A 19,331-nucleotide genomic window follows, 5' to 3' on the forward strand; every position below is an offset into this window, starting at 1 on the left:
GCCGTGCGGGCGCACCTTCAATGCGCTCACCGGCACGCCGCTGGCGCGCCTGCGCCTCAAGACCTTGTGGCTAGCCTACGCCGATTGCCTGCTGGCATCGGTTTCCGTGCGCAAGGCAGCAAACCAGCTGGGCGTGCACCGCAACACCACCTTTCGCTGGCGCCACCGGTTTTTGACGCTCGCCAGGACGGACCGGCCGCTGTGCCTGCACGGCATCGCCGAGGCCGACGAGGTGTATCTGCTGGAATCGGAAAAAGGATCCAGGCATCTGACGCGTCCGGCACGCCGCCGGGGCGGCCACGCCCGCCAGCGCGGCATTTCCAGTGAACAGGTCTGCATCGTGGTGGCGCGCGACCGCACAGGACAAACCCTCGATTTCGTCACGGGCAAAGGGGCGCTGACCAAGGCGCAGCTGCATGCCTGCCTGCCACCCGTGATCGACAAGGACGTCTTGCTGGTCACCGACGGCCATGCCGCCTATCGCGCCTTCGCCCGTGAAGCGGGCATCAGCCACCGGGCCGTCAACCTGCGTGCCGGCATCCGCGTGCAGGGCGCCGCCCACGTGCAGAACGTCAACGCGTATCACAGCCGCTTGCGCGGCTGGCTGCGCATCTTCCATGGCGTGGCCAGCCGCTATCTGCCGAATTACCTGGGGTGGCGCTGGATCCTCGACGCCGGGCGCATCCGCTCGCCTGAAGCGTTATTGAAAGCAACGGTGGGAGCATTCCCACACCTGACGGTGACATAGCCAATGAAAAAGCCGGCTCGCGCCGGCTTTTTCATGAACCACAGCAATTCTCAGCGGAACTTGCTCTTGTGCCCAGTCTTGAGGTCCAGCGCATAGCGCACGCCATTGTCCGTCAGCATGACTTCATCGGGCGGTTCCTCGCCGGCCAGGGCGCCGTCGATCAGGGGCAGGCCTTCGCCCTTGCGCATCAGCTCGTCGCAGCGCTCGTACACATTGACGCAGCCCGTGGAGGCCATCAGCGATTGCACGATGGCCACTTTCCACGCGTCGACGCCGCCGGCGTTGAATTCGCAGATCAGATAGCCCTGCACGCCGCCGAACAGCTGCACCACCAGGCCCGGCAAGCCCTCGTCTTCGCCCTTGATCAGGGTCAACAGCTGGTTTTCGCCCGCCTTCTTGATGGCCGGCAGTTTTTTCTCGATGGCGGCCTTCACGCGGCGCTTGATCAGCGCGTGGTCGACCGGTTCGTCTTCCTTGAAGCTCCAGATGCGCGCGCGGATCTGCGACTTCGAATTGTAGGCGGCGCGGGCGATGAATTGCTTCGACGAACTCTGCACGATGGCCGTCGAGCCGGGCTTCATCTTTTCCTGCGGCTTGCCTTCGACTTTTTCAATCGCGGACGCGTAAATCCACGATTGGCCCAGCAAGCTCTTTTCCTTGCCCTGTTTGATGGTGATGATCAGCATGTAATTCCAGTAGTGTGAGCGGCGCAAGCCGCCCGTCATATGTCCAATACCCGCATGATACCTCATGCCATCCTGTCGCATCCTCCTGCATTCCATGCCGCCGCTGGCGCAGTCTGTCGCAGCGCGGTACGCAGGCGCCGCCCGCTGGCATACCATGTACTTAGACCAATTCAACACAGGGAGCCAGAATGACACAGCCACTTTTCCACCGCCACCACCGCCGCGCCGGCGCCGCCCTGCTGCTGGCCGCCTGCGCCCTGGCCATCCCGGCCGCGCCGGCGCTCGCTTCGCCGCTCGACTGGATTTCCGGCAACAGCATCCAGGGCAGCGGCAAGCTGCAAAAGCAGGCGCGCGAGGTGGGCAGTTTCCATGGCGTGGCGCTGAACGTGCCGGGCACGGTCGAATTGCGCATCGGCAACACGGACAGCGTCACCATCGAGGCTGACGACAACATCCTGCCGCTGATCGACACCGTCGTGGAAAACGGCACCCTGCGCATCCGCCCCGCCAGGCGCAACACGAATTTCCGCCAGAGCAGCCTGAACATCGTCATCCAGGCGCGCCAGGTGGAACGCGTCAGCGTGGGCGGCTCGGGCAGCATCACGGCGACGGGCTTGCGCGCCGAGAAGCTGCGCTTCGACGTGGGCGGCTCCGGCTCCATCGATGCGCGCGGCCTCGACAGCCGCGCGGTGGCCGTGGCCATCGGCGGCAGCGGCAACTTCAAGGCCAGCGGCAAGACGGAACAGCTGACGGCCTCGATCGGCGGCTCGGGCAACATCCAGGCGGGCCGCCTGGCCGCGCGCGAGGTGCAGGTGAGCATCGGCGGCTCGGGCGAGGCCGAAGTGTGGGCCAAGGATGACCTGACCATCAGCATCGGCGGCTCGGGCGAAGTGAGCTACTACGGCGATCCGCGCATCAGCCGCAGCATGCAGCGCTCGAGCAGCATCCGCCGCCTGGGCGCGGCGCCGGATTAAGCGCCCAGGCCGGCCAGCACGGCGGCCAGTTCCCGCGTGGCGGCCTCGCCCAGCGGCTGCAGCGGCGCGCGCGGCGTGCCCACGTCCACCCCCTGCAGCGCCAGGCCCGCCTTGACGGTGGGCGGCAAGCCCCCTTTCATCAGGCATTGCAGCAACGGCAACTGCCGGAAGAACAGTTCGCGCGCCCGCGCCAGGTCGCCCGCCTGCACGGCCGCATACAGGGCCAGCGGCAAGCCCGCATGCAGGTTGGGCGCGGCCGTGCACCAGCCGCGGGCGCCGGCCGCCAGCGCGGCGAAGGCCAGGGTGTTGCTGCCGTTATACAACGGCAACTCTCCCCCGCTCAGCTGGGCCAGCCGGTGCATGCGCTGGATATCGCCCGTGCTTTCCTTGACCATCGTCACGTTCGGCACCGCGCGCCAGATGCGCACGATCAGCTCGGGCGACATGTCGATGCCGCTGGTGGCCGGGTTGTTGTAGAGCATGATCGGAATGCCGACGGCGTCGCCGATGCGCGCCACGTGGCGCACGATTTCTTCCTCGCTCAGTTTCCAGTACGACACGGGCAAGACCATCACCGCGTCGGCGCCCTCCTTTTCCGCATGGCGGGCGCGGCGCATGGCGCCGGCCGTCGTCAGGTCGGAAATGCCCACCACGGTGGGCACGCGCCTGGCCACGGCGGCCAGCGAGGCGGACGCGACGGCGTCCCATTCCCCGTCCTGCAGATAGGCGCTCTCGCCCGTGCTGCCCAGCGGCGCAATGCTGTGCACGCCGTCGGCGATGAGGCGGTCGATCAGCTGGCGCAGGCGCGGCAGGTCGGCGCCGCCATCGGCCGTGAACGGGGTGACAGGGTAGGCAATGATGCCGTGAAATGGTGTCTGCATGATGTTGTTTCCTTTAATTGGTGTGTGTGCTTATGCGAGGCAATCGGCGTGCCGGCGCAGGGCGCGCCGCGCGTAGTAGGCGAAGGTCACCGTGTCGCGCCGGGCCGTGGAAATCCAGTCGTGCGCCTCGCGCGCCAGGGCCGGCGGCAGCGGCTGGATCTTGCCGGCCGCCATGGCCAGCAATTGCAGGCGCGCGGCCCGCTCGATCAGCAGGGCCAGCATGCACGCCTCTTCCACCGTGCGCCCCACCACCAGCTGGCCATGGTGGGCCAGCAGGATGGCGCGCTTGTCGCCCAGGGCGGCGGCGATGATCTCGCCCTCTTCGTTGCCTACCGGCACGCCCGGCCACGACGGCAGGAAGGCGCAGTCGTCGAACAGGGGACAGGTATCCATGTGCGACACCAGCAGCGGCTGCTCCAGCATCGACAGCGCGGCCACGTGCGTGGGATGCGTGTGGATGATGCAGGCCACGTCGGGACGCTGGCGGTAGATCCAGCTGTGGAAACGGTTGGCCGGGTTGGGGATGCCCTCGCCGTGCAGCACGCGCAGGTCGTGGTCGACCTCGAGCAGGTTGCCGGCCGTGATTTCATCGAAGCCCAGGCCCAGCCGCTGCGTGTAAAACGTGTTGTCCTGCGCGCCGCGGCAGCTGATCTGCCCGGCCAGGCCCGCATCGTGGCCGCCGTCGAACAGGATGCGGCAGGACAGGGCCAGGGTTTGCAGCGCCGTCCACGGGCTGTCCTGCGTGACACTGGCCAGGCGCCGCTCGGCGATGGCCACCAGTTCGTCTTTCGACAAGGCCAGGCTGGCGCCCGGCGCTGCCGCTTCATAGGGAGTATTGTGCTGCATCGTCTTTCCTTCACTCATGCTTGCCACGCTTCCCGGCATGCACGGCAGGGGCCGTGCAACCCAATCCAAGGAAACTGAGTGTATTTTAGGACACTTTGTGTCATGAGGTACAATAGTTTTTTTAAATCGAACGATGCGACCATGGCCATGCGTCTGAAACTGCTGAGAAAACACAAGGGCTGGACCCTGGAACAGCTGGCGGAAAAGAGCGGCTTGACGAAGAGTTATCTGTCCAAGGTGGAGCGGGGCCTGAGCGTGCCCTCGATCGCCGTGGCGCTGAAACTGTCGCAGGCCATGCAGGTGGACGTGGAGCAGCTGTTCAGCGACAGCCACCGGCAGGCGGCCGTCACCATCACGCGCGCGGGCGATCCGGGCGGCGCGGGCGCAATGCCGCCGCTGCCCCATTTCGCCAGCATCGCGGCCGGCGTGGCGCCGAAGAAAATGCTGCCCTTCATGGTGTATCCGGCGCCCGATTTCGCCGCCTCCGCCTTCAAGGAGCATGCGGGCGAGGAATTCCTGTTCGTACACCAGGGCACGATTGAGATCGAATTCCCCCAGGAAACCGTGCAGCTGCACACGGGCGACTCCGTGTACTTCAACGCCCTGATTCCGCACCGCACGCGCAGCATCGGCGCGCAGCAGGCGCAGTTGCTGGTAATCGTCAGCAACGACGAGGACGCGGCCCCGTAACAGCGGCGGCGCCATGCAAAAAGCCCGGAGCGATCCGGGCTTTTTTGCGTTTCAGACAATCAACTTCAGCGTGCCGGCTTCACCGGTTCGCGGTCGATCAGCACGGTGTTGACGCTGTCGGTCAGCCAGATCTGGCCATCCTGGATCGTGCATTGCAGCTGCATGGTGCGCTGCGCCAGCTTGCTCATCTCTTGCGCCGCATCAGACGGCAGGTTGATGACCGTCAAGTTCTTCGCCCGTTCCAGCTTGTTGGCGATCTGCTTCCACCAGATGTGGCTCGTTGCGCCATAGCTGTAGACGATCACCTGCTCCGAACGCCCGCAGGCCTTCAGGATGCGCTTTTCGTCGGGCTGGCCCACTTCGATCCACAGCTCGATGGCGCCCGTCAGGTCCTTCTGCCACAGGTCGGGCTCTTCCGTGTCGAACAGGCCCTTGGTAAACGTCAGCGCCTCGTTGGCGTGGATGGCGAACGCCAGCAGGCGCACCATCATGCGCTCGTCCGTTTCGGACGGGTGGCGCGCCAGGGTCAGCGCGTGATCCTGGTAGTAATTGCGGTCCATGTCGGCGATCTGCAGATCGGCTTTGAAAATTGTTGCTTTGAGGGCCATCGTGTTTCTGTCTCGGTAAAGTGAATAGTGAAGTCGGTATCAGCGGAAAACCACGGTCTTGTCGCCATTTTTCAGGATGCGGTGCTCGACGAACCACTTCACGGCGCGCGCCAGCACCACGCACTCGACGTCGCGGCCGATGGCCGTCAGGGTTTCCGCATCCATCGCATGGTCGACGCGCTCGACGTCCTGCTCGATGATGGGGCCTTCGTCCAGGTCGCCCGTGACGAAATGGGCCGTCGCGCCGATCAGCTTGACGCCGCGGTGGTGCGCCTGCGCATACGGCTTGGCGCCCTTGAAGCTGGGCAGGAAGGAATGGTGGATATTGATGGCGCGGCCATCGAGCGCCTGGCACAGGCCCGGCGACAGGATCTGCATGTAGCGCGCCAGCACGACCAGGTCGATCTTGTGCGTGTCCATCAGCTCGATGATCTTCGCTTCCTGCGCCAGCTTGGCCGCTTCCGGCGCGCCGGTGGCCAGCGGCAGGTGGTGGAACGGGATATTGTAGCTGGCCGCCAGCTGGTAGAACTCCATGTGGTTCGACACGATGGCGGGAATTTCCACGTTCAGCAGGCCGCTCTTGTAGCGGAACAGCAAATCGTTGAGGCAATGGCCGATCTTCGACACCATCAGCATGACGCGCGGCTTGACGCGCGCATCGTGCAGCTGGCCATGGAAGGGTCCATTCAGCTGCATGACTTGCGACAGGTCGGCGAAGTCGGCGCGCAGCTGGGCGTCGCTGACGGCGCCGTCTTCCAGCGCGAAATGCACGCGCATGAAGAAGAGCTGGGATTCCTGGTCGCCAAACTGGGCCGAATCGAGGATGTTGCAGCCATGGTCGGCCAGGAAGCCGGAAACACGGTGCACGATGCCGCGCTGGTCCAGGCAGGACAGGGTCAGGATGTATTCGGGATGCGTCATGGTCGCGAAATAAGACAAAAAAGTGGGCTATGCTCGGCTCAGCCACGCGCGCCGGCCATCGGCTGCGCTGCCGCGAGCTGGCTATTGTCGCATGCCGGGGCCCGTCAACCCGCATTTTCCGCACCACGGCCCCGGCCGCCGCTGGCGGCGGCCCGTATTCACGTTTCTTTGATCTGGCGCAAAGGCACGGCGTTTTGCGGGCGGCCGAAGGCCATTCTCCCCACAAACCGGCATCGGGCATGGAACCTGGCGCGCCGTCCGGCGTCTATCTCTTTGCTTGTTGCAGCACACGCCACACCCGGTGCACCGGGTGTTTTCCGGACCAGATTTTCATTGAGGTAGAACATGTTCACAAACGGTATTACTCCCAGTCTCAGCCCCGCCCTGAAGTCCCACCTGGAAGCCCAGCTCAACTTCGCCACCGAACTGTCGCGCAAGATGTTCGACACGGCGCAGAAAATAAGCGAACTCCATCTGCGGCTGGCGCAAGACCTGTTCCAGGAATGGAGCAACGCCGGCCAACAACTGCTGTGTGCGCGCGACACGGGCGAGTTCATGTCCACGGCAGCGGCCCAGCTGCAACCGGGCGGCGAGAAGCTGCGCCAGTACCAGCAGCAGCTCGGCAATCTCGTCGCGCATGCCAATGTCGAACTGAACCGCACGGCCGAGACGCACATCCCCGAAGCGAGCCGCACGGCCGTGGCCTTCGCCGACGAAGTGGTGCGCAAGACGGCCGAAGAAACAGAAAAAGCCACGCAGCGCCAGCGCGAAATGATCGAAAAAATGCATGCCGCCGGGCACCGCGACGGCGCGGGCGGCAGCCGCGATACCGGCAGGCAATCCGAGCAGGCGCATTGAGCACCGGCATTGACCACTTGACCCCACTCGATCGCAAGGAGAACGACATGGCTAGCAATCAAGGTAACGAACAAGGCAAGGGCGCTGGCAGCAGCCAGAAAGCAGCCGAGTCCGGCAGCACGAAGGGTACGAGCAAGCGCGGCTTCGCCGCCATGAACGAGGAACAGCAGCGCGAGATCGCCAGCAAGGGCGGCCAGGCCGCCCATCAAAAGGGCACGGCGCACGAGTTCGACTCGGAAGAGGCGCGGCGCGCCGGGCAAAAAGGGGGCGAAGCCGTCAGCCGCAACCGTGAACACATGGCGGAAATCGGCCGCAAGGGCGGCGAAAGCCGGCAATCGGCCCAGCGCGCCAATGAGAGCCGCAGCAGCACGGCGGCGCGCGGCGGCACCGAACAGGGCCGCACTGGCCGGCAGGGCGGCAAGGACGACGACGACAAGGGCTGATCGGGCTGGCCGGCGGCGTGCGGCTAGACGACGGCACGGGGCCGCCCTGGCAGCCCCGTGCCAGGGCGGGCCACAGCGCCGGACGCGGCGGTATGGTACATTCTCGCCTCGACCGACCCGCCCGCCCTCCCCGCATGCAGCCATCCCTGAAATACCTGAGCGCCTATTCCGAACAAACGCAAGCGCAAGTGCAGCAGCTGATCGCGCAAGAGAAGCTGGGCGAAGTGTTGCTCAAACGCTACCCGAACGCGCATGAGGTGCGCAACGACAAGGCGCTGTACCAGTACGTGCAGGAGCTGAAGAACGAGTTCCTGCGCAATGCCGAACCCATCAACAAAGTGGCCTTCGACAGCAAGATCCACGTGATCCAGCATGCGCTGGGCTTGCATACCTCGATCTCGCGCGTGCAGGGCGGCAAGCTCAAGGCCAAGCACGAGATCCGCGTGGCCACCATGTTCAAGGAAGTGCCGCTGGAATTCCTGCGCATGATCGCCGTGCACGAACTGGCGCACGTCAAGGAAAAGCAGCACGACAAGGCGTTCTACAAGCTATGCACCTACATGGAACCGCAGTACCACCAGTATGAATTCGACGTGCGGCTCTACCTCACCCAGCTCGACCTGTCGGGCCAGCGCCTGTGGTCCTGAGGAGGACGGTGGCTGTGAGCGCAAAAAAGCCGCCTGAAACAGGCGGCTTTTGCTTTTTGGTGGCTACCGGCGCGGCCGGCGCCAAGTTCCGGCTCGGGCTCAGGCGGCGTTCTTGCGGCGCAGCATGAAGCCCAACAGGCCCAAACCGCCCAGCAGCATGCCATAGGTGGCCGGCTCCGGCACGGCGCTCACGGTGGCGGCGATATTATCGACCTGGAAAGTATGGAAGGCACCCTCTTTCCACGATGCCGACAGCAGGTTATCGAAGCCCGTGAAGGTGTAATTGCTGAACGTATGGCTGCCGTTGAGGTTGAACGTCTGCGTCACCGTGCCGCCGCCCACCTGGTGGCCGACGAAGGTCACGTCGTAGGAGCCGGGAAAGCTGACGAAATCGGCCAGGCTGATGGTGCTCAGCGAAAATGCCGCGCCGTCCGTGCGCTTCAGGGTCGTCGTCGTCAGGGCCAACGCGCCCAGTCCAGCCGAGCCGGCGTAGGCAAAATTGCCTTGATGGGCAGAGCTCAGCAGCCCCAGGAAGCTGCTGTTGAAGTCGTAGCCGCTTTCCGAGTACGACGTAAACACGGAGCCGAAGATGCCCGGATGTTCCAGCGCATCGAAGCTGATGGTGGTGCTTTGTGCCTGGGCGCCACCGGCGGCGGCAAGAATGGCGGCAACAGCAGTCGCGCGCAAGAGGGTCATAGGTTTCAAAATAGCATCCTTTCAAGATGATGAAGTAGCGAGGTCGTGGCAACTTGCAACATGCGGCATCGCAGGGGGCGGCGCCATGCGCCCAGCTGGCGATCCGACATGCCTGTCTTGTGAACCAGGCAAGTAGACCACATACTTACATAAAAAGCATCTTGATTTTCAAAAGAACATGCATTAAAGGAAATGTTATCGAAACATTTTTATCAATCAATTTGTTGAGATTGATCAATTTTCCTGTGTGGAAATAAAAAAGCCATGCACCGGCAGTGCATGGCTCCTAATAAAGTTCCATACGGAAATTTACGGCGCGCATTCCTTCAGGCGCTGCATCAGTGCAGCAGGATCGGCATCGGCATTCAGGTAGGCCGCGTGTTGCGGGCGGATGAAACCCTGTTCCTTGCCGTTTTGCACAAATTCCAGCAAGCCGTCATAGAAGCCGTCGACATTGAGCAGGCCGATGGGCTTGGCGTGCAAGCCCAGCTGTGCCCAGGTCAGCATCTCGAACAGCTCTTCCAGGGTGCCATAGCCGCCGGGCATGGCGATGAAGGCGTCGGACAGGCTGGCCATCATCGCCTTGCGTTCGTGCATGTCCTTCACGATGAACTGGCGCGTCAAGCCCGTGTGCCCTACTTCGCGCTCGACCAGCTGGGTCGGAATCACGCCCGTCACCTCGCCGCCCAGGCGCAGCACTTCATCGGCGATCACGCCCATCAGACCGACCTTGCCGCCGCCATACACCAAGGAAATATTTTCCGATACCAATACGCGCGCCAGCGCGCGCGCCGCCTCCGCATAGTCGGCAGAGACGCCCGCATTGGCGCCGCAGTACACACATAAAGCCTTGATCACGGTATTCCTTACTCTTTCAGTTCATCAATCGCCGCCTCGACCTCGAGGCGCTCCTTGGCGTCCAGCGCCACGCACTGGGCCGCCTTTGCATACAGGGCCAGCGCTTCCGCCAGCTTTTTCTTTCCGTCAAGCATGTTCAACGCGCGCGCATACTCGCTGTGGGCCAGCGCCGAATACGGCGTCAGCGCCAGCGCCGTCTTGAAATGCTGGTAGCCGTCGTCCTTGTTGGCGCCGTAGGTGAGGCTGCCGATCATGGCGCCGACCTTGTCGATAATTTCCGTATGATAAATCCCAAACGCGATATGCGCTTCCGCATGCATGGGCGCTAGGGTCATCGTGCGGTCCAGGCTGTTGCGCACGCGTGCGCCCATGCCCTGGGCCAGCGCCTTGACGACGGAAGTACCGAGCGCATAGCGGCCCAGGCTGTAAGCATGCCAGTAGTAGCCGGCCGGGTTGTCCGGCTGTTCGTTCTGCTGGCGCTCGCAGCGCTCGGCCACTTCCTCGTACATGTCGAGCTTCTGCTTGTCGTCGACTTCCAGGTGCGTGGCATAGATGCAGGTGGCCTTGTGCGCGACCGCATAGCCGGGCACGCCGATGGCCAGGCCCAGCTTCACGGCCCGCTCGAAGTCCCCGGCGTGGAAGGCCAGCCAGGCCTGCACCAGCGCCGCTTGCCGGGGAAACGCTTCCACGTCGCCCGCATGCAGGCGCGGCCAGGCCGCCTCCAGGCTTTGCGGGGTGTGGACATAGGCGTCGTCAGGATAGGGGAATTGTTTCCAGGCCATACCGTGTCTCCTGTTATAAGGTCATGCCCACGCACCCGGCGGCGTTGGCGCGCCGGGCACGGCCGTCAGTCGTTCTTGAGTTTAGTCACATACTCTTCCGACAACTTACGAAACAACAAATGCGTTTCATTGCGCAGATACGGCCCGATCAGCGACAGCACCTGGTAGCAGCCGCGCGCCAGCGCATCGGCCATCGACTGCTGTTCGCTGTACTTGCGCGGATTGCGCACATACTCGTACGACAGCCAGTAGGTGGCGACCACCACCATGTTCGTCGCCATGGCGCCAATTTCCATGTCCGACGCCTCCAGCGACTGTTCGCTGCGCAAGTCTTCGCACAGCTGCGTGGCCACCTTGATCTTGTGCGCCAGGATCAGCTTGAAGTGCAGTTCCAGCTTGCGGTTGCGCGACAGCAAATCGTTGAGGTCGCGGTAAAAGAAGCGGTAGCGCCAGATCAGCTCGAACATCAGGTGCAGGTACAGCCAGACGTCCTCGATATTCGAGCGGCGCCCGTCGGGCACGGTCAGGATGCGTTCGATTTCCGCCTCGAACTGGACGAAGATCGAGTTGACGATATCGTCCTTGTTGCGAAAGTGGTAGTACAAATTCCCCGGCGAGATATTCATCTCTTCCGCGATCACGGTGGTCGTGATATTCGGCTCACCAAACTCGTTGAACAGGCGCAGCGACAATTCCAGGATGCGTTCGCGGGTACGGCGTGGTGCTTTTTGTAGCATGGCGGGCAATCTCTCTTTGTTCTGCCTCAAGCATACCACCTAAGATAGCTGCAATGAAACACTACGCCCCATGGCGGGGGCGAAAACAGCAGGCAAAAAAAAGCCTGCGCAAGCAGGCTAGGGGAGCGTCGGGGCCGGTTCAGGCCGGCGGTGCTTTCTTCTTCGCCGCCGGCCTGGCCGCTGGCTTGCCCGCAGGCTTGGCTGCGGGCCTGGCCGGCGCCCTGGCGGCGGCCGTTTTCGGCGCGGCTTTCGGCGCCGCCTTCACGGCGGGCCTGGCCGCCTTCGCCCTGGCCGTCGGCCTGGCTGCCGGCGCCGTCTTGCCGGACAATGCCGCCACCTGCAGGCTCAGGGCGTCGATCTTGGCGTGCAGCGCGGCGATGTCGTTTTGCATGGGCACGCCGATGGTGGCCAGCGCGCGCGAGACGCGCTCTTCAAACACCTGTTCCAGCCGGTCCCAGGAGCCGCTGGCCTGCTTGCCGACGCCGTCAGCGAGCTTGCTGACGCTGTCGCTGACACCCGCCACCTTGTCCTCGGCGCGCTTCTGGAATTCCGTGCCTTCCTTTACCAGCTTCGAGAAGACGCGGCCGCCCTCTTCCTGCGCCTTGGCGAACGCGCCCAGGCCCGCCTGCCAGATCTGCTGCGCGGACGAGCGCACGGCGTTCGCCAGTTCCTTGTCGTCCGCCAGTTCCTTCAGTTTCTTGACCATCGTCAACTCCCGTCATTTGCAAGGCCATGTTCGTCATGGATGCTTTTTATTCTAGTGAGCAAAACTAGAGACGGGAGTCTAATCCGACAGGAATCCCGCGTGCACGGTGCGCCAGCGCACACGGCGGCCTAGGCGGCCGCCTTGACGGGGCCGTGCAGCAAGCCGTGCAGGCGGAAGCCTTCGCGGATATTCTCGCGCAGCACGGCGCCCTTCCACGGCTTGGTGTAGAAGCGGTCGACGGCGCCGCGGTTGATGGCCGCCATGATGGGCGTCAGGTCGGCAAAGGCCGACAGCATGATGCGGAAGGTGTCGGGGCACAGGTGCTTGACCCGCTCCATGAATTCCGTGCCGCTCATGAGCGGCATGCACTGATCGCACAGGATCACCTGCACCTTGTGCCGCGCCAGGATGTCGAAACCCTCGGCGGCCGTCTGCGCCGTCAGGATGCGGTAGCCGTCCTGCGCCAGGAAGTCGCTGAGCACGTCGAGCATGAAGACGTCGTCGTCGACGATCAGCAAGGTTTGCTGCTCTTCGCTGCCCGCGTCCTGCGGCGCCTGCAGCAGCTTGCCGCCCATCAACATCTGCTCGAACTCTTCCTGCGGCACGGGGCGGCTGAAATAATAGCCCTGCATCTCGTCGCAGCCGTGGCGGCGCAGGTAGGCCAGCTGCGCGTCGTTTTCCACGCCCTCGGCGATCACCTCCAGCTTCATGCTGTGCGCCATGCTGATGATGGCCAGCACGATGGCCGCATCGTCCGGGTTGCTCGTCACTTCGCGCACGAAGGCGATGTCGATCTTCAGCTTGTCGATGGGGAAGCGCTTCAGGTAGGCCAGGCTGGAATAGCCGGTGCCGAAGTCGTCGATGGAAATCTGGATGCCCAGCGCCTTGAGATTGCGCAAGACGGAGATGGTTTCCTCGGCGTTCGACATCAGCGAGCTTTCCGTCAGCTCCAGCTCCAGCAGGTCGGGCGCGATGTCGTACTTGCGGATGGCCTTGAGCACTTCCTCTTCCAGGCCGCCGACAAAGAACTGGATGCCCGACACGTTGACGGACAGGTGCACGGGACCGATGCTGCTGGCGCCCCACTCGCTGATCTTCTTGCACGCCTCGTCGAGCACCCAGTTGCCGACCCGCACGATGAGTCCCGTTTCTTCCAGCAGGGGGATGAACAGGGCCGGCGACACCATGCCGTGGCCGGGGCGGCGCCAGCGTATCAGCGCCTCGGCGCCGCTGATGCGGCCCGAGATGATATTCACCTTGGGCTGGAAGAACAGCACGAATTCCTCGTTCTCGATGGCGCGCCGCAGGGCGTTCTCCATGTCGAGGCGGGCCATCGACTGCGCATTCATCTCCGCCGTGAAGAAGCGGAAGGCGTCGCGCCCCGCCTCCTTGGCGCGGTACATGGCCGTGTCGGCATACTGGATCAGGGTGTCGGCGTCGACGCCGTCGTCGGGATACACGGAAATGCCGATGCTGACCGTCACCGTCACCTCGTGGCCCTGCAGGTCGAAGGGCTTGCGCATCGCTTCGCGGATCTTGTCGACCACGCCCACGGAATGCTGGGCGCCCTCGGGCAGCACCAGGATGGCGGCAAATTCGTCGCCGCCGAAGCGGCCGATGGTGTCGCGCACGCGCAGGCAGTCGACGAGGCGGCTGGAAAACTGGCGCAGCAGGTCGTCGCCGATGGTGTGGCCCAGGGTGTCATTGACGTTCTTGAAGCGGTCCAGGTCCATGAACAGCACGGCCACGGCCCACTGGTGTTCGGCCGCCTGGGCCAGCGAATGGGTCAGCGAGGCGTAGAACTGGCCGCGGTTCGGCAAGCCCGTCAGGGTGTCGAAATGGGCCAGCTTCATCAGGCGCTGCTCGGCATCCTTGCGCTCGGTGATGTCGCGCGCCACGGCCACCAGGATCCAGCTCTGGCCCGAGCGCAGGGTGCGCCGCTGCACTTCCACCGACAGCGGCGAGCCATCCTTGCGCTGCAGCTGCAATTCCGTCATCGGGCCGCCCTGGTCGCCGGCCAGCAGCTTGTTGTACAGCTCTTCCAGCTGGGTCTCGCCCTCGTGGGCGTGGCCCGGCCCCACGCGCAGGAAATCCTCGCGTTCGAAGCCCAGCATGCGGCAAGCCGTCTGGTTGACGTCGACGAAGCACATGCCGGCGCGGTCGACGAGGAAAATCGCATCGGCCGTGGCATCCATCGCCAGGCGGAAGCGGCGCAGGTCTTCATCGAGGCGGATGCGCGCCGCCATGTCCAGGGTCAGCTGCTCGTGATGGCGCTTGATTTCGTCGTACAGCAGCAGGTTGTCGTAGGCGACGGCGATCTGCGCGGCCACCGTGGCGGCGACGCGCTCGTCGACTTCGGAAAACTCGTTCGCGCCCAGCTTGTCGACCAGGTACAGCCAGCCGTGGCTCCGCTCGCGCGAGGCGATGGCCACGCCGAGGAAGGAGTGCACGGGCGGATGCGTGTCGGGCAGGCCCAGCGCGGCCGGATCGCCCTTCAGGCCATTCACGCGGTAGGGCTGGCGCTGTTCCAGCAGCCGGTTCAGGATGCCCACGCGCGGCGCGCTGGCGATGCGCTCCAGGTTGCTCTCGGCGCCGCACGAGGAAAAATAGCTGAGCTTGTCGGCGTCCGGCTCCAGCACGCCGATGCACGCATATTTCGACACGCAGATATTCTGCGCCACCTTGCAGCCCGCCTCGATCAGCGCGCGCGGGTCGCGTTCGGCGCCCAGCTCGATGCCCAGCTCGATCAGGGCCGTCAGGCGCAGGCTGACGGCCTGCAGGCTGCCCAGCGAGCGGGACAGGCGCTCCGTCATGATGGCCAGGTCTTCCGGCACGGCCGCCTGGCCTTCGCCCTGCCCGGCCAGCTGCGAAATCTTCTGGCTCGACGACTCCAGCTCATCGAGGTAGCCGCTGACCTGGTGGTCGATGCCGGTCAGCTTGCTGCCAGCCTGCCCGGGGACGCCGTCCGGGCGGCCCGGCACCCTGGCCACGGGCGGCATCAGCCCCAGCGCCTCGTTGACCGTGCGCACGATGACGTCGGGGTCGGACGGCTTGGGCAGCACCCAGCGCACGCCGCACGCCTGCGCCAGCAGGATCGCTTCCTGTTCGCGGTAGGTGGCCGTATAAAAAATGATGGGCACGTCGGCCAGCGCGGGGTCCTCGTGCACGCGCGTGACGAATTCATAGCCGTCCATGTTCGGCATGAGGATGTCGGAAATGATCAGGTCAGGGCGCTCCGTGCGCATCAGTTCCAGCGCGTCGGCGCCGTTCGCCGCCTCCATCAGGCGGTGGCCGCCGTAGCCCAGCAAGGCGGTGAGGAATTCGCGGTTCAGCACATGGTCATCGACGATGAGTATGCTGGCTATGTCGTTTTTAACTGGCGTCGACGGCGCCCCGGGTAAAAAAGACTCCAGCTCCGCCACGAACAGGTCCGGCTCGATCGGTTTGCCGATATAGCCATTGAAACCCGCTTCGAGCAGGCGTTCGCGGTCGCCCACCATGGCCAGCGCCGTCACGGCCAGGGCCGGGATCTTGCGCAGCAGCGGATCTTTCTTCAGTTCGGCCACCACGCCATAGCCATCAAGCTTGGGCAAATGCACGTCGCAAATGATCAGGTCGGGCACTTCGCTGCGCGCCATGCGCACGCCCTCTTCGCCGTCATAGGCGGCCAGCGGCGTGTACCCGAAGGCACGCAACAGATACACCATCAATTCCATATTGGTGGCGTTATCTTCGATAATCAGGATTCGTGCGGACAATTAGCACCCCCAATAAAAACTGCATTGACCCATTTTCTGCCTGCGCTCATCTTCCGCTTGCGCGTGTAACATGATAATCCTACAACATTTTGCCATACATCCCGGTAAATATCTCGCCGGCGGCGTTCAGCGGCATGGCCAGGCGGCCTCAGGAATGGGTTTCCCGATATCACCTTCCTGACGTTAGCTTAATACAGTACGCCAGTGGAAAACAGCATTTTCTGCCCCTGGCATTGTTAAAAGCAGGCAACAGCAGAGTTAAAACAGACAGTCTTGCCATGCAGATAAAACACAACACGGTTCAGGCCAGGGGAGGGGCAAATGCGGGCCGGGCGACTTCGCTCTTGATAGTGATTTCTTCGAGCACCAGGCGCAGCACGCGCGCGTCGCTGGCCAGCGCCACGTGGCCGATGCCGCCAAAGGCGATATTGCGCGCGCCGGGCAGCTGCGCCGACGCTTGCGGCGCGACGATATTGTCGTGGTGCGAATAGATCGAGGTGATCAGGGCGCGCGCTGCCGGCGTCTCGCTGGCGGCCAGCTGCGCCAGCCAGGGGCTGGGGGCATCGTCAACGCGGCTCATCTGGCGCGCATTCGCGCCCGCCGCCAGATTGGCCAGCGCCGTGCCGTGGTGCGGCGTGCCCAGGGTGATGATGCGCGCGACGCGCTGCGCGCCATGGCGGCGCAGCCAGGCCCGCGCCACCAGGCCGCCCATGCTGTGGGCGACCAGCATCACGCGGTCGCTGCCCGCGCGGGCGCACAGCCGGGCGACGGCTTGCTCGACCTGCGGCACGAAGTCCTCGATGTCGGCGTTAATCGGTTCCAGGTCGACGGCATCGTGCGCGATGCCGGCCCGGGCCAGCTGGCGGCTCAGCTGCGCCCAGTAGCCGCGGTTGCACACATAGCCGTGCACCAGCAGCACCGGCAGACCCTGGCCAGCGACGTTGTCGGCCGCATGCAGGCGCGGACGCAGCATGTCCCACGACGAGGACCGCAGGGTGGCGCGCAGCTCGCCGAAAAACAGGCGCGCGGCACCCATGGCGCCCAGCTGGTATTGCGCTGGCACGGGACTGCCCAGGCGTCGGCTCTGCTGGAAATTGCGCGCCACGATCAGTGCGCGCACGGCCAGCAGCATGGCGGCCGCCAGCAGCAGGGCCATGGCGGGCGAGGCGACGCCCCACGCCTGCATGGCCAGGTACGCCAGCCCCAGCACGGCCAGCACCTGCAGCAGCATCAGCCATTTGAGGATGCGCGCGATCATGCCGTCGTCGCAGCAGAAACGGGAACGGGGGCAGGCTTGCCCGTCAGCTGCCGCGCCAGGCCGCTGGCCAGGCGCGCGGCCAGCGCGTAGATGCTCAGCTGCGGATTGGCGCCGATCGAGGTGGGGAACAGCGAACCGTCGTGCACGGACAGGTTGCGCACGCCGTGGTAGCGGCCGTCGGCCGCCGTCACGCCCAGGCGCGCATCGTCGGACATCGCGCAGCCGCCCATCACGTGGGCCGACACCACGCGCGCCAGCAGCGCCTGCATCGGCAGCTCGCCGATGGCCCGCTTCGCCTGCGCCCAGCCCGTGTAGTGGCTGGCCATCTCGTGCACGGGATACACGCTTTTCGCGCCGGCGGCGAACTGGATTTCCGCCATCGACAGCAGCGCGCGCCGCACGCCATCCCAGATGAAGGGCGTGAGCGGATAGTCGAGCACGGGCGCGCCGAAGCTGTCGATGGAGACCGTGCCGCCGACCGCCTCATGGTGAAAGCCGTCGCGCAGCAGCGCCAGCAAGGCGTGCGCATGGGGGAAGTCGCGCATGGTGCGCGCATGCTCGTCGCCGAAGCCGCCCATGGTGGTGGCCATCAGCAGCGGGTGCAAGGGCGGCGCTTCGAGCTTGTAGCCGATGGGACCGTCGATGGGCGCCACGTGCAGGAAATGGTCGGAATAGATCGTCTGCGGCGCACCCGCGTAGGCGTCGACGCGCTGCGGGAACAGCCCCGCCGACACCACGGTCGGATGCAAAAAAGTGCGCCGCCCCAGCAAGCCGTGCGGATCGGGCGCCTGCGAGCGCAGCAGCAGCGCCGGCGAGTTGATGGCGCCGCCGGCCAGCACAAAATGTTTCGCGCGCAGCGTCAGGCGCACGCCCGTGGGTGCTTGCCCGGCCGCGTCCAGCGCGGTGACTTGCAGGCTGTCGATGCGCTCGCCCTTGAAGGCAAAGCGCTCGGCGCGCGCGTGCACGAGCAGGCCGGCGCCCAGCGCCAGCGCCGAAGGAATCGTCGTCACCAGCATCGACTGCTTGGCATTCGTCGGGCAGCCCATGCCGCAGTAGCCGAGGTTCCAGCAGCCGTTCACGTTGCGCCGGATGGCGGCCGTGGGGATGCCCAGCGCCGTGGCGCCGCGGCGCAACAGATCGTTGTTTTCGTTGGGCGGCACAGCCCAGTCGCTCACGTGCAAACGCTTTTCCATCATGGCGAACCACGGCGCCATGGCGTCCACCGAATAGCCGGACAAGCCAAAGTGCCGGCGCCAGTATTCGAGGGTGCCGGGCGGCGTGCGAAAACTCGAGGTCCAGTTGACGGTGGTCGAGCCGCCCACCGTGCGCCCCTGCAGGATATTGATGGCCTTGTCGCGCGTCTTGCGCGCGGCCGATTCCTGGTACAGGGCGGGATAGGCCTGCGCTTCGCGCATCTTGAAGTCCTTCGAGGACTTCAAGCCGCCCTCCTCGACGATCAGCACTGTCAGGCCGGCCAGCGCGAGGATTTCCGCCGTCACGCCGCCGCCGGCGCCGCTGCCGATGACGACGACGTCCGCCTCCATGGTGCGGCCGGCGGCCAGGGTGCTGGCGTCGGTGACGTTCCAGCCGGCGGCAAGGCCCGCGGCGATGGGATCAGGAATGGGGGATGTGCTCATGGTGGCCTTATGCGCTCAGTTCGGGCAGCGGCCCCGGATAGCCGATGGCGGCCCAGTGGGCGGCATCGGCGTACCAGGCGCCGAGAATCAGGTCATGCAGGGCCAGGTAGGCCGTCTGCAGGGTGGCCAGGCGGTGCGTGCGCCACGACTGCAAAAAGGCGGCCACCTGGGCCGGGTCGGCCCCGGGCCAGCCACCTTTTACGCCGGCGACGAAACGCCGCGCGGGCGCCAGCGCCAGCAAGCCGAACAGATCCTGCACCTCCTGCTGCGCCGCCAGCGGCAAGCCATGGATGGCCGTGTCCACGCCGGCGATGGCGCCGTCGAGGGCTGCCGCCCGCGCGGGCGCTTCCTGCGGCAGGGCGCTGCCCAGCATGGCCGGCACGATGGCCGCCAGCGCCGCGTGCGCCTCGCCATCGAGCACGAAGCGGCCCGGCGGCGCCGGCCCCCGCACGGCGCGGTAGGCGGCGCCGCCGGCGGCCAGCGCACAGGCGCCGAACACACCCAGTTTCAGAAACGATCTGCGTCGCATTCCCATGTCTCCCCTTGTTGTGTACCGCCTTTTGCAGGCCAGTGTACGCCAAAGGCAGTGGGCGTTTG

General features: G+C 65.0%; 20 protein-coding genes. 6 read left to right on the forward strand and 14 right to left on the reverse strand.

Features of this window, described 5'->3' with window-relative positions; all coding sequences use genetic code 11:
* Positions 1–748: IS1595 family transposase (locus BXA07_RS20270; protein ID WP_076570309.1), on the forward strand; the 748-nt coding region annotated here is incomplete at its 5' end.
* Positions 749–798: 50 nt separating this feature from the next.
* Here BXA07_RS20270 and BXA07_RS20275 read toward each other — a convergent pair.
* Positions 799–1,434: a class I SAM-dependent rRNA methyltransferase gene (locus BXA07_RS20275; protein ID WP_071324556.1), complete on the reverse strand. Its 636-nt coding sequence runs from the start codon at positions 1,432–1,434 to the stop codon at positions 799–801.
* A gap of 188 nt (positions 1,435–1,622) precedes the next feature.
* Between BXA07_RS20275 and BXA07_RS20280 the strand changes: the two genes are divergently transcribed.
* Positions 1,623–2,408 carry a head GIN domain-containing protein gene (locus BXA07_RS20280; RefSeq protein ID WP_076570311.1) on the forward strand — a complete coding sequence of 262 codons (786 nt, stop codon included), beginning with the start codon at positions 1,623–1,625 and terminating at the stop codon, positions 2,406–2,408.
* On the opposite strand, the gene BXA07_RS20285 is transcribed toward BXA07_RS20280, so the two are convergent.
* Positions 2,405–3,289, reverse strand: coding sequence for a dihydrodipicolinate synthase family protein (locus BXA07_RS20285; RefSeq protein WP_076570313.1), 885 nt, complete (start codon positions 3,287–3,289; stop codon positions 2,405–2,407). The two genes, BXA07_RS20280 and BXA07_RS20285, sit on opposite strands and share 4 nt — an antisense overlap.
* Positions 3,290–3,319: 30 nt before the next feature.
* Complete coding sequence (locus tag BXA07_RS20290; protein ID WP_076570315.1) at positions 3,320–4,135, reverse strand: aldolase; 816 nt, start codon at positions 4,133–4,135, stop codon at positions 3,320–3,322.
* Positions 4,136–4,276: 141 nt separating this feature from the next.
* Here BXA07_RS20290 and BXA07_RS20295 point away from each other — a divergent pair, with 141 nt between their 5' ends.
* Positions 4,277–4,825 carry a helix-turn-helix domain-containing protein gene (locus BXA07_RS20295; protein WP_076570644.1) on the forward strand — a complete coding sequence of 183 codons (549 nt, stop codon included), beginning with the start codon at positions 4,277–4,279 and terminating at the stop codon, positions 4,823–4,825.
* Between the two features lie 65 nt (positions 4,826–4,890).
* Here the strand turns inward: BXA07_RS20295 and BXA07_RS20300 are convergent, their stop codons facing one another.
* Together BXA07_RS20300 and purU are read right to left on the reverse strand one after the other, a co-directional pair.
* Positions 4,891–5,433, reverse strand: a complete 543-nt coding sequence (locus tag BXA07_RS20300; RefSeq protein WP_076570317.1) for a YaeQ family protein — start codon at positions 5,431–5,433, stop codon at positions 4,891–4,893.
* A 39-nt stretch (positions 5,434–5,472) separates the two neighbouring features.
* Entirely contained in the window at positions 5,473–6,354 is an 882-nt protein-coding gene (gene purU / locus BXA07_RS20305) for a formyltetrahydrofolate deformylase (RefSeq protein ID WP_076570318.1), read from the reverse strand.
* 345 nt (positions 6,355–6,699) lie between these two features.
* Here purU and BXA07_RS20310 point away from each other — a divergent pair, with 345 nt between their 5' ends.
* The 3 genes from BXA07_RS20310 to BXA07_RS20320 all read left to right on the forward strand — a co-directional run bounded on the left by BXA07_RS20310 (position 6,700) and on the right by BXA07_RS20320 (position 8,302).
* Positions 6,700–7,212 (forward strand): phasin family protein, encoded by a 513-nt coding sequence (locus tag BXA07_RS20310; RefSeq protein WP_076570320.1) that lies wholly within the window; start codon positions 6,700–6,702, stop codon positions 7,210–7,212.
* A gap of 47 nt (positions 7,213–7,259) precedes the next feature.
* Positions 7,260–7,655: a KGG domain-containing protein gene (locus BXA07_RS20315; RefSeq protein WP_076570322.1), complete on the forward strand. Its 396-nt coding sequence runs from the start codon at positions 7,260–7,262 to the stop codon at positions 7,653–7,655.
* A 134-nt stretch (positions 7,656–7,789) separates the two neighbouring features.
* The gene (locus tag BXA07_RS20320) at positions 7,790–8,302 is read left to right on the forward strand and encodes a YgjP-like metallopeptidase domain-containing protein (protein ID WP_076570324.1); all 513 of its coding nucleotides are present in this window, start codon (positions 7,790–7,792) and stop codon (positions 8,300–8,302) included.
* A 99-nt stretch (positions 8,303–8,401) separates the two neighbouring features.
* On the opposite strand, the gene BXA07_RS31395 is transcribed toward BXA07_RS20320, so the two are convergent.
* The 9 genes from BXA07_RS31395 to BXA07_RS20365 form a co-directional block, all read right to left on the reverse strand.
* Positions 8,402–8,998: a PEP-CTERM sorting domain-containing protein gene (locus BXA07_RS31395; protein WP_244556350.1), complete on the reverse strand. Its 597-nt coding sequence runs from the start codon at positions 8,996–8,998 to the stop codon at positions 8,402–8,404.
* Between the two features lie 309 nt (positions 8,999–9,307).
* On the reverse strand, positions 9,308–9,853 hold the full coding sequence (locus tag BXA07_RS20330; protein WP_076570646.1) for an LOG family protein: 546 nt from the start codon (positions 9,851–9,853) through the stop codon (positions 9,308–9,310).
* A gap of 11 nt (positions 9,854–9,864) precedes the next feature.
* Positions 9,865–10,638: a tetratricopeptide repeat protein gene (locus BXA07_RS20335; RefSeq protein ID WP_076570326.1), complete on the reverse strand. Its 774-nt coding sequence runs from the start codon at positions 10,636–10,638 to the stop codon at positions 9,865–9,867.
* A gap of 65 nt (positions 10,639–10,703) precedes the next feature.
* On the reverse strand, positions 10,704–11,375 hold the full coding sequence (locus tag BXA07_RS20340) for a TetR/AcrR family transcriptional regulator (RefSeq protein WP_076570328.1): 672 nt from the start codon (positions 11,373–11,375) through the stop codon (positions 10,704–10,706).
* A gap of 139 nt (positions 11,376–11,514) precedes the next feature.
* Positions 11,515–12,081 carry a phasin family protein gene (locus BXA07_RS20345; RefSeq protein ID WP_076570330.1) on the reverse strand — a complete coding sequence of 189 codons (567 nt, stop codon included), beginning with the start codon at positions 12,079–12,081 and terminating at the stop codon, positions 11,515–11,517.
* A gap of 128 nt (positions 12,082–12,209) precedes the next feature.
* On the reverse strand, positions 12,210–15,839 hold the full coding sequence (locus tag BXA07_RS20350) for an EAL domain-containing protein (RefSeq protein WP_076570332.1): 3,630 nt from the start codon (positions 15,837–15,839) through the stop codon (positions 12,210–12,212).
* A 301-nt stretch (positions 15,840–16,140) separates the two neighbouring features.
* Positions 16,141–17,097 (reverse strand): esterase/lipase family protein, encoded by a 957-nt coding sequence (locus BXA07_RS20355; protein ID WP_076570333.1) that lies wholly within the window; start codon positions 17,095–17,097, stop codon positions 16,141–16,143.
* Positions 17,094–18,734: a GMC family oxidoreductase gene (locus tag BXA07_RS20360; protein WP_076570335.1), complete on the reverse strand. Its 1,641-nt coding sequence runs from the start codon at positions 18,732–18,734 to the stop codon at positions 17,094–17,096. The genes BXA07_RS20355 and BXA07_RS20360 overlap by 4 nt, the downstream gene beginning before the upstream one ends.
* A gap of 7 nt (positions 18,735–18,741) precedes the next feature.
* Entirely contained in the window at positions 18,742–19,269 is a 528-nt protein-coding gene (locus BXA07_RS20365) for a hypothetical protein (protein ID WP_076570337.1), read from the reverse strand.
* Positions 19,270–19,331 lie beyond the last annotated feature (62 nt).

The sequence above is a fragment of the Janthinobacterium sp. TND4EL3 genome (genome assembly GCF_900156175.1).
Lineage (GTDB): Bacteria > Pseudomonadota > Gammaproteobacteria > Burkholderiales > Burkholderiaceae_D > Janthinobacterium.